Source organism: Burkholderia sp. E168m23 (assembly GCF_016586125.1).
Taxonomy (GTDB): Bacteria; Pseudomonadota; Gammaproteobacteria; order Burkholderiales; family Burkholderiaceae; genus Burkholderia; species Burkholderia orbicola.
This window is the reverse complement of the sequence record NZ_BCPP01000236.1, coordinates 1-7,899: the sequence shown is the minus strand read 5'-3', so window position 1 is coordinate 7,899 and position 7,899 is coordinate 1. Positions and strand designations below refer to the sequence as shown.

The 7,899-nt window shown below is 68.9% G+C and carries 7 protein-coding genes and 2 pseudogenes; 8 read left to right on the top strand and 1 reads right to left on the bottom strand.

The features are described 5' to 3' along the window. Positions 1 to 63: 63 nt before the first annotated feature. Positions 64 to 1,563, top strand: a complete 1,500-nt coding sequence (locus JMF90_RS14430; RefSeq protein WP_011548972.1) for a TIGR01777 family oxidoreductase — start codon at positions 64 to 66, stop codon at positions 1,561 to 1,563. Positions 1,564 to 1,634: 71 nt separating this feature from the next. Further along, the gene (locus tag JMF90_RS14425; RefSeq protein WP_011548973.1) at positions 1,635 to 2,258 is read left to right on the top strand and encodes a glutathione S-transferase family protein; all 624 of its coding nucleotides are present in this window, start codon (positions 1,635 to 1,637) and stop codon (positions 2,256 to 2,258) included. Positions 2,259 to 2,338: 80 nt separating this feature from the next. Here the strand turns inward: JMF90_RS14425 and JMF90_RS14420 are convergent, their stop codons facing one another. After that, entirely contained in the window at positions 2,339 to 3,760 is a 1,422-nt protein-coding gene (locus JMF90_RS14420) for a serine hydrolase (protein ID WP_011548974.1), read from the bottom strand. A gap of 269 nt (positions 3,761 to 4,029) precedes the next feature. Here JMF90_RS14420 and JMF90_RS14415 point away from each other — a divergent pair, with 269 nt between their 5' ends. The 6 genes and pseudogenes from JMF90_RS14415 to JMF90_RS40610 form a co-directional block, all read left to right on the top strand. Beyond that, the gene (locus JMF90_RS14415; RefSeq protein ID WP_011548975.1) at positions 4,030 to 4,449 is read left to right on the top strand and encodes an HIT family protein; all 420 of its coding nucleotides are present in this window, start codon (positions 4,030 to 4,032) and stop codon (positions 4,447 to 4,449) included. A 252-nt stretch (positions 4,450 to 4,701) separates the two neighbouring features. After that, a complete protein-coding gene (locus JMF90_RS14410; protein WP_011548976.1) occupies positions 4,702 to 4,866 on the top strand; it encodes a hypothetical protein in 165 nt (54 codons plus the stop codon). A gap of 154 nt (positions 4,867 to 5,020) precedes the next feature. Next, positions 5,021 to 5,680: an isoprenylcysteine carboxylmethyltransferase family protein gene (locus JMF90_RS14405; protein ID WP_011548977.1), complete on the top strand. Its 660-nt coding sequence runs from the start codon at positions 5,021 to 5,023 to the stop codon at positions 5,678 to 5,680. Between the two features lie 377 nt (positions 5,681 to 6,057). Then, positions 6,058 to 6,495 carry a hypothetical protein gene (locus JMF90_RS14400; protein ID WP_006496212.1) on the top strand — a complete coding sequence of 146 codons (438 nt, stop codon included), beginning with the start codon at positions 6,058 to 6,060 and terminating at the stop codon, positions 6,493 to 6,495. 865 nt (positions 6,496 to 7,360) lie between these two features. After that, positions 7,361 to 7,750: pseudogene (locus JMF90_RS14395) on the top strand (cupin domain-containing protein); the annotation flags it as partial. Between the two features lie 33 nt (positions 7,751 to 7,783). Continuing rightward, positions 7,784 to 7,891 (top strand): annotated as a pseudogene (locus JMF90_RS40610) (DUF393 domain-containing protein); the annotation flags it as partial. Positions 7,892 to 7,899 lie beyond the last annotated feature (8 nt).

Genomic DNA, 7,899 nt, shown 5'->3' with positions numbered 1-7,899 from the left:
CGACGTCGTCGCGCTCGTCGCGATGGTGCCGCCGCTGGTCTGGCTGTGGAGGAGGGATACCGCATGAACACGTTGCCTGCTTTCGACTGGGCGCTCAACCTGCTGATCGTGCAGGGCGCGATGGGCGCATTCGATACGCTCTACCATCACGAACTCACGCAGGACCTGCCGCACAGCCCGCGCGCGCGGCTCGAACTGACGATTCACGCGGTACGGTCCGTGCTCTACGGCCTCGTGTTCGCGTCGATCGCGAACGTCGCATTTCATGGCGCGTGGGTCGCGGCCCTCGCGGCGGTCGTGTTCGTCGAGGTGGTGCTGACGTTGTGGGATTTCCTCGTCGAGGACCAGAGCCGCAAGCTGCCGGCGACCGAGCGCGTGCTGCACACGCTGCTGGCCGTCAACGGCGGCGCGCTGTTCGGGATGATCGCGATGCAACTCGCCGCGTGGGCGGCCGAGCCGACGGCGCTGCACGCGATCGACGTCGGCTGGCGCGGCTGGCTGCTCAACCTGTTTGCCGTCGGCGTGACGGTATCGGGCGTGCGCGACGGGATCGCCGCGTGCCGCCTCGCGCGCCGCGCGCCGGACGCCAACCCGTTCGCGGGGCAGCGGCCCGGCCACATGCTCGTCACCGGCGGCACCGGCTTCATCGGCGAAACGCTCGTCAACCAGCTGCTCGACGCAGGGCAGACGGTCACGTTGCTGGCGCGCGATCCGCTGCGCGCCGCCTACCTCTTTCAAGGCCGCGTGCGCAGCGTGACGTCCATCGACCAGTTGCAGCCGCACGAGCGCTTCGACACGGTCGTCAATCTCGCCGGCGCGCCGGTGCTGGGCGCGCGCTGGAGCAAGCGCCGGCAGGCGCTGCTGCTCGCCAGCCGCGTCGGCGTGACGCAGGCGCTGATGCGCTGGGTGGAAACCGCCGAGGTCAAGCCGCGCACGTGGATCCAGGCGTCCGCGATCGGCTACTACGGCGTGCGGCCGGGCGACGAACGGCTCGACGAAGGCAGCAGCGCAGGCACCGGTTTCATGTCGGATCTGTGCCGGCGGTGGGAGGCGGCCGCCGAGCCGCTCGAACGCCACGGCGTGCGCGCGGTGGTGCTGCGGCTGGGCATCGTGTTCGGCCCCGGCGGGGCGTTGCGCCCGATGCTGCTGCCGCATTACTTCGGGCTGGGCGGCCGCTTCGGCGACGGTGCGCAGGTGATGAGCTGGATTCACCGCGACGACGTGCTGCGAATCGTGGCGCGCGCGATGTCGAATCCGGGCATGCACGGCGTCTACAACGCGGTCGCACCGGTGCCGCTGACCCAGCGCGCATTCGTGCAGGTCGTGACGAAGGTGCTGCGCCGCCCCGCATTTCTGCACATGCCGGCCGCGCCGCTGCGCGCCGCGATGGGCGAGATGGCCGAGCTGCTGCTGGACGGGCAGCGCGTGATGCCGGCACGCCTGCATCAGGACGGGTTCATGTTCCGCTTCCCGACCGCCGAGCACGCGCTGCGTGACCTGACGAACCGGCCGCACACCGATTTCGCGCCCGCGGTCTGCCGTTTCCCGCGCGGTCGTGTATAAATCGGCGTGAACGCGTTCGGAGCGTGCCGTGCGCCCCGAACACGCCGCACCCGACCTCTCAAGGAGACTGCATGCTGCACGTCCTCGGCAAGATTCCGTCCATCAACGTCCGCAAGGTGCTGTGGCTGTGCACCGAACTGAACCTGCCGTTCGAACAGGAAGACTGGGGCGCGGGCTTCCGCACGACCCACGATCCGGCCTATCTCGCGCTGAATCCGAACGCGCTCGTGCCCGTCATCAAGGACGACGATTTCGTGCTCTGGGAATCGAACACGATCATCCGCTACCTCGCGAACCGCTACGGCGGCGATGCGCTGTATCCGGCCGAGCCGCAGGCGCGTGCGCGGGTCGACCAGTGGATCGACTGGCAGGGTTCGGACCTGAACCGCTCGTGGGTCGGCGCCTTCCTCGGCCTCGTGCGCAAGTCGCCCGACCACCAGGATCCGAACGGCATCGCACAGTCGATCGCCGGCTGGACGACGCACATGCGCGTGCTGAATGCGCAACTCGAAAGGACCGGCGCGTACGTGGCCGGCAACACCTTCACGCTCGCGGATATTCCGATCGGCCTGTCGGCGAACCGCTGGTTCGGCACGCCGTTCGAGCATCCGGACCTGCCGGCGGTGTCGCGCTATGTCGAACGTCTCGCGACGCGTGAAGGTTTCAAGCAATACGGCGGCAGCGCGAATCCGTAACGCAGCGCGGGTCGCGCTTGAAGCGGCGGTAGTGCAATCGCCGCCGCTTCACGATCGATTCACCGGCGCGCCTTCCGTCGTCACGCACCGGGCGCCGGCACCGCATCGAGCACGCGGGCGAGAAACGCCTCGTGATTCCACGCGGCTTCCGGCCGCGACAGCCCGAGCCGCACGACCACCAGCTCGCGGCTCGGCACCACGCTCACGAACTGGCCTTCATGGCCGACCGCATGAAACGCGTCGGCCGGCATCGCCCGCGCGTGCGGATCGCGTTCGTTGAACGGCTCCGGCACCTTGACCCACAGCTGCGCGCCGAATTCCTGCCGCGACGACTGCGGCGTCGCGCGCGTCAGGTAGCGCACCCAGCCTTCCGGCAGCAGCCGCTGCCCGTTCCACACGCCGTCCTGCAGCAGAAGCTGCCCGAAGCGCGCCCAGTCGCGTGCGCTCGCATACATGTACGACGCGCTGACGAGCGTGCCGGACGCGTCGGGTTCGAACACCGCGCTGCGCATCCCGAGCGGCGCGAACAACGCGCGGCGCGGAAACGCAAGATAGTCCGCGTCGCTGCCGCCCAGCGCTTCGCGCATCACGCGTGCCACGATCGCACTCGTGCCGCTCGAGTAGGACCACCGCGCGCCGGGCGTCGCGGCCAGCGGCTTCGCCGACGCGAACCGCGCGGTATCGGGCTGCGTGAACAGCATCACCGCGACGTCGGACAGCGGGTCGTCGTAGTCCTCGTTGAACTGCAGGCCGCTCGTCATCCGCAGCAGCTCGTCGAGCGTGATGGCCGCGCGCGGATCGCCGCTGCCGCGCCATTCGGGCAGCAGCGCCGACGCGTCCGGCGACAGCTTGTGTTGCGCGACCAGCGCGCCGACCAGCGCGGCCGTGACGGTCTTCGTCATCGACCAGCCGGGCAGCGGCGTATCGGCCGTGAAGCCGGGCGCATAGCGTTCGGCGATCACGTGGCCGCGCCACATCACGACGACCGCGCGCGTGCGCCGCGGCCGCGCCGGATCGGGTTCGTCGAATGCGCGGTCGAGCGCGGCCTGCAACTGGTGCGCGTCGACGCCGGCGGGCGGCGAGGCCGGTGCGGGCGGCTCGACCTGCGCGGGCGGTGGATCGGGGAGGGGCGGCAACGCGGCGGGCAAGGTGGCCGCCGCCGCGCCGGTCGGGGCCCCAAGAGCGAGCGTGCAGCCGAGCCCGGGCCGGAAGTCGGCTTCGCGTTCGGCGAAGCCGGCGAAGGTCGCCACCGCACGATGATGGTCGGGATCGAGCGACGGTCGCACCAGTTTCAGCAACGGATGGACGCCGGCCATGATGTCGACGTCGATCACCGACGCGGCCGGGCGGCCCGACACGAACACGCCCGAACACAGCGCCTTGGCCGCATAGCCGGTCGCGATCGGCGCGAGCCGGGACAGCATATATCCCGTGTAGCCGATCGCGGCTACGAGCGCGAGCGCGACACCGCGCAGCATCAGCTTCTTGAGGGGAATCGTCATGCGCGAGCGTCCTCGGTGGCGTGCCGGCCGGCAACGATCCGGCAGTGTCGCAGGTTCGGGCGCGGCGGTGCAATCGCGGCCGCGTGACGCGTGACGCGTGACGCGTGACGCGCGACGGTGATGACGGTCGCAGGCGTTCGCGCTGCCGCGTGCCCGACGGTTCGGCCGGCGTCGCGTGGCGGGCGAGTTGATATCGGGCCGGCCATCGGCCGATAATCGTCCGGCATTGTTCTCCCAGTCCAATTGTCCAACCGAGATCGGAAAACGCCATGTCCTACGACAACAACAACCCGTTCGCCCGAATCCTGCGCGGCGAACTGCCGTGCGTGAAGGTCGCCGAAGACGACGCGACGCTCGCGATCATGGATCTGATGCCGCAGGCCGACGGTCACGTGCTCGTGATCCCGAAGGAGCCGGCCGCGCAGATCTTCGAGCTGTCCGGCGACGCGGCCGCGGCCGGTATCCGCATGACGCAGCGCGTCGCGGCGGCGGTGCGCGCGGCGCTCGAGCCGGACGGCGTGTTCATCGGCCAGTTCAACGGCGCGGCAGCCGGCCAGACCGTCCCGCACGTGCATTTCCACGTGATTCCGCGCTGGGAAGGCGCCGAGCTGCGGATGCATGCGCGCGACGTCGCCGACGCGGCGACGCTCGAAGCGCTCGCGCAGCGCATTCGTGCCCGCTTCGTGTAACAGCCCCAGCGCTGTCGGCGCGGCCGCCGCCCACCGGCGGGCCGTTGCGCCGACCCAGCCTGTTTCAGCGGTCACACGGGGTAACACGTGTAACGGCCCGGGAAACTCGGCCGGCCACGCCCGGCGCTAGACTCCGCGCATCGTTTCATCGAGCGACAGGAAGGGGCGTTGCCTCTTCGTGCCGGCCGCCGCGTGGTGCGGCGGCGCGGCCTTCGCGCGGTGCCATTGGTCTTTCGCGCCGGGAACCGAACCATGTCCAGACTTCTCATCATGCTTGCCCTGATCGGCGGCCTGTCCGGCTGCTACGTCGCGCCGCCGTACGGCTACGCGCCCGCGCCGGCCTACTACGGCTATGCGCCCGCGTATTACGCGCCGCCCGTCAGTGTCGGGATCGGCGGCAACTTCCGTATTCGCTGACCCGTCGCGGCGCGCCGGCCGGCCGTCCTGGCCCGGTCGGCCGTCTTCGGCCTGACGATGCGCGCGAACTTCCGCGCCGCATGACGGCCGCGCACGGCACCCGGTGTGCGCAGTTCCTATACTTCACAGGAAAGCGCATCCCCGCGAGGCCGTCATGACAGTCACCCCCAAGGTCATCGTCCTGTCGAGCGTAGCCACGCTCGTCTATCTCGGGCTCGCCGTGCTCGGCAGCGGCGGGTTCGCCGCGTTCTTCTCGCATCCGCAACTGACCGTCGTCGCGATCGCGACCCTTGTGATGGCCGTCGCCGCGCTGTTCACCGAAGGCAACCTGAGCAGCGGCGAACGCGAGAACCGCGACAACCGCTGGGTGCTCGCGGCCTTCGGGGTGAGCGGCTTCCTGCTCGCGTACCTGCCGGCGCTGACCGACCGGTTCGACGTCTGGACTTTCGGCGGCGATACGGTGCGCTGGATCGGCGTCGGGCTGTACCTCGCGGGCGGCGTGCTGCGCATGTGGCCCGTGTTCGTGCTAGGCAAACGCTTCAGCGGGCTCGTCGCGATCCAGCCGGGCCATACGCTCGTGACCGGCGGCATCTACAGCCGCATCCGCAATCCCAGCTATCTCGGCCTGGTCATCAATTCGCTCGGCTGGGCGCTGGTGTTCCGCTCGGGCGTCGGCGTACTGCTGGTCGTGCTGACGCTCGTGCCGCTCGTCGCGCGAATCCGCTCGGAGGAAGCATTGCTGCGTTCGCAATTCGGCGCCGAATACGACGCGTATTGCGCGCGGACGTGGCGGTTGCTGCCCGGCGTGTACTGACCCCGTCATCTTTTCTCTTACCGTCGTTCGGATGCCCGTTACCGGCGTGTGCGGATGTGTTGCCACGTGTGTCTCGAACGTGCGACTGCGTGCATGATCGGCGTGTCGCGACGTGGGGTCAGACTGCCGCCGGAGCAAATCCCGGCAAGGGTTTCAGCCGGATTCGGCGGGCACGTTGAATGTCTGTGATTCGTAAACAACTTGTTACCACAATGTCTACGGCAGGAATGCGGGACCGGTGCTATTCTTCGCCGCAAGCTCATTGAAATGAATTGGTCCGCAGTCCGGCACAATGCCTGGCCCGACGTCGATCGATTCAGATCGTCGTACCGAGCGGACCTCGATAACCAGAATTGCGAACAAGGAAGAATACGGGAATGTGGAAGAAAATCGCCCCCGCTCTCGTCGTCGCCGCGTTGACCGGCGCGACTGCACTGCCGGCAATGGCCGGTGACTTGAACAACGCGCTCGGCGGCGCGCTCGGCGGGGTTGCCGGCGCAGCGGTCGGCGGCGCAGTCGGCGGTAGCACCGGCTCCGTCATCGGTGGCGCGATCGGCGGCGGCGCCGGCGGCGCGGTGACGTCGAACCGTCGCGAGCGCACCGGCGCGATCATCGGCGGCGCCCTCGGCGGCGGCGCGGGTACCGCGGCAGGCAACGCGATGGGCGGCCGCACGGGCGGCCTGCTGGGTGCGGCGGTCGGCGGCGGTGCCGGCGCGGCGCTCGGCGGCAACATGTCGCGCAGCTCGTACGATCGCGATCACGGCGACCGCGGCTACCGTCACCGCAAGCATCGTCACCACCGCGACTGGGACTGATCGTCGCTGGCGCGGCACGGTGCGCGACTCGCGCACCGGCGCGCCGACGGCGTCGGTATCCCGACGCGAGCTTCAGCCCGGCGCTCTGCCGGGCCGCTTCGCCGGCCAGACCGGCGATTCTCTTCCGGTTTCAATCAGCCGCTGCCAAATGCCCGATCGACGGGCCGGCAATTCTCCTCCTGCTGTTTTCTCCGCTTCTCGACGATATCGCGTGCCGCGTCCCAATGCGCGCGGACGGGGTTGGCCGAATCACGCCTGCTTTTTCTTCGACACGTCGGCTCGTTCCAACCTGACGTGACCGTCTCCGTGCGACCCTCACGCCGCGATCCGCTGCCGCGCACGTATCGACTGCTTTCGCCTCGCCCTGCGTAACGGGATGCATCGAGACCAGCGCGTGTCTCGCCGCGTTGCCGCGTTGCCGCGCTGGCGCATTGCGCGAACATCGCCGCTGTCAGGATTTCCCTGATAGTCGGCACGCCGCGCAACGCATGCCGACCGCGTATCGTGGCCGCCGGCCGATAGTGGGAAATCGAATGGATGTCATCGCAACATTTAATTGGTCGATCGCAATCGACTTCGCTATCGTCGGCGATGCTCGCGTACGGAGCCGAACCGTGCCGCCATCCGCGCCTCGCCGCCTGACCGGCGAGCGTCGCGGCCCGGCCGCCGGCCCGACAACCCGGGCCGCCGTGTCCGCTGAACCGGACGGACCCGACGCGAAGCCTGGCCGACCGACCGAAGGCGCATGCGCCTTCAAGCCACCCCGGCAACGATGTCCCGCCGTCGCATGCGTGCCCCACACGCATGCGAACCGCCCGATGCCGTTTGCGCCCGGGGCCGGACCAACCCATTGCCTGGATGCAATATGTCTAAGACAACGTATTACGCGCCGCATGGCGGCCACCCGCCGCAGACGGATCTGCTGACCGATCGCGCGATGTTCACCGAGGCGTACGCGGTGATCCCTAAGGGTGTGATGCGCGACATCGTCACGAGCTGGCTGCCGTTCTGGACCCACACGCGCCTGTGGGTGATCGCCCGCCCGCTGTCGGGTTTCGCGGAAACCTTCTCGCAGTACATCGTCGAAGTGAATCCGGGCGGCGGCAGCGACAAGCCCGAGCAGGACAAGAACGCCGAAGCCGTGCTGTTCGTCGTCGAAGGCGAAGCCGAGCTGACGCTGCAAGGCCAGAAGCACACGCTGAAGCCGGGCGGCTACGCGTTCATTCCGCCGGGCGCGGACTGGACGTCGTATAACTTCGTATAATGTATGCTATACGAAGTTATTACGCTGTTGTCGTGGCAGGCGCAGGTGTGGGGCCATGTAGTGATCGACGTCGTCGCGCTCGTCGCGATGGTGCCGCCGCTGGTCTGGCTGTGGAGGAGGGATACCGCATGAACACGTTG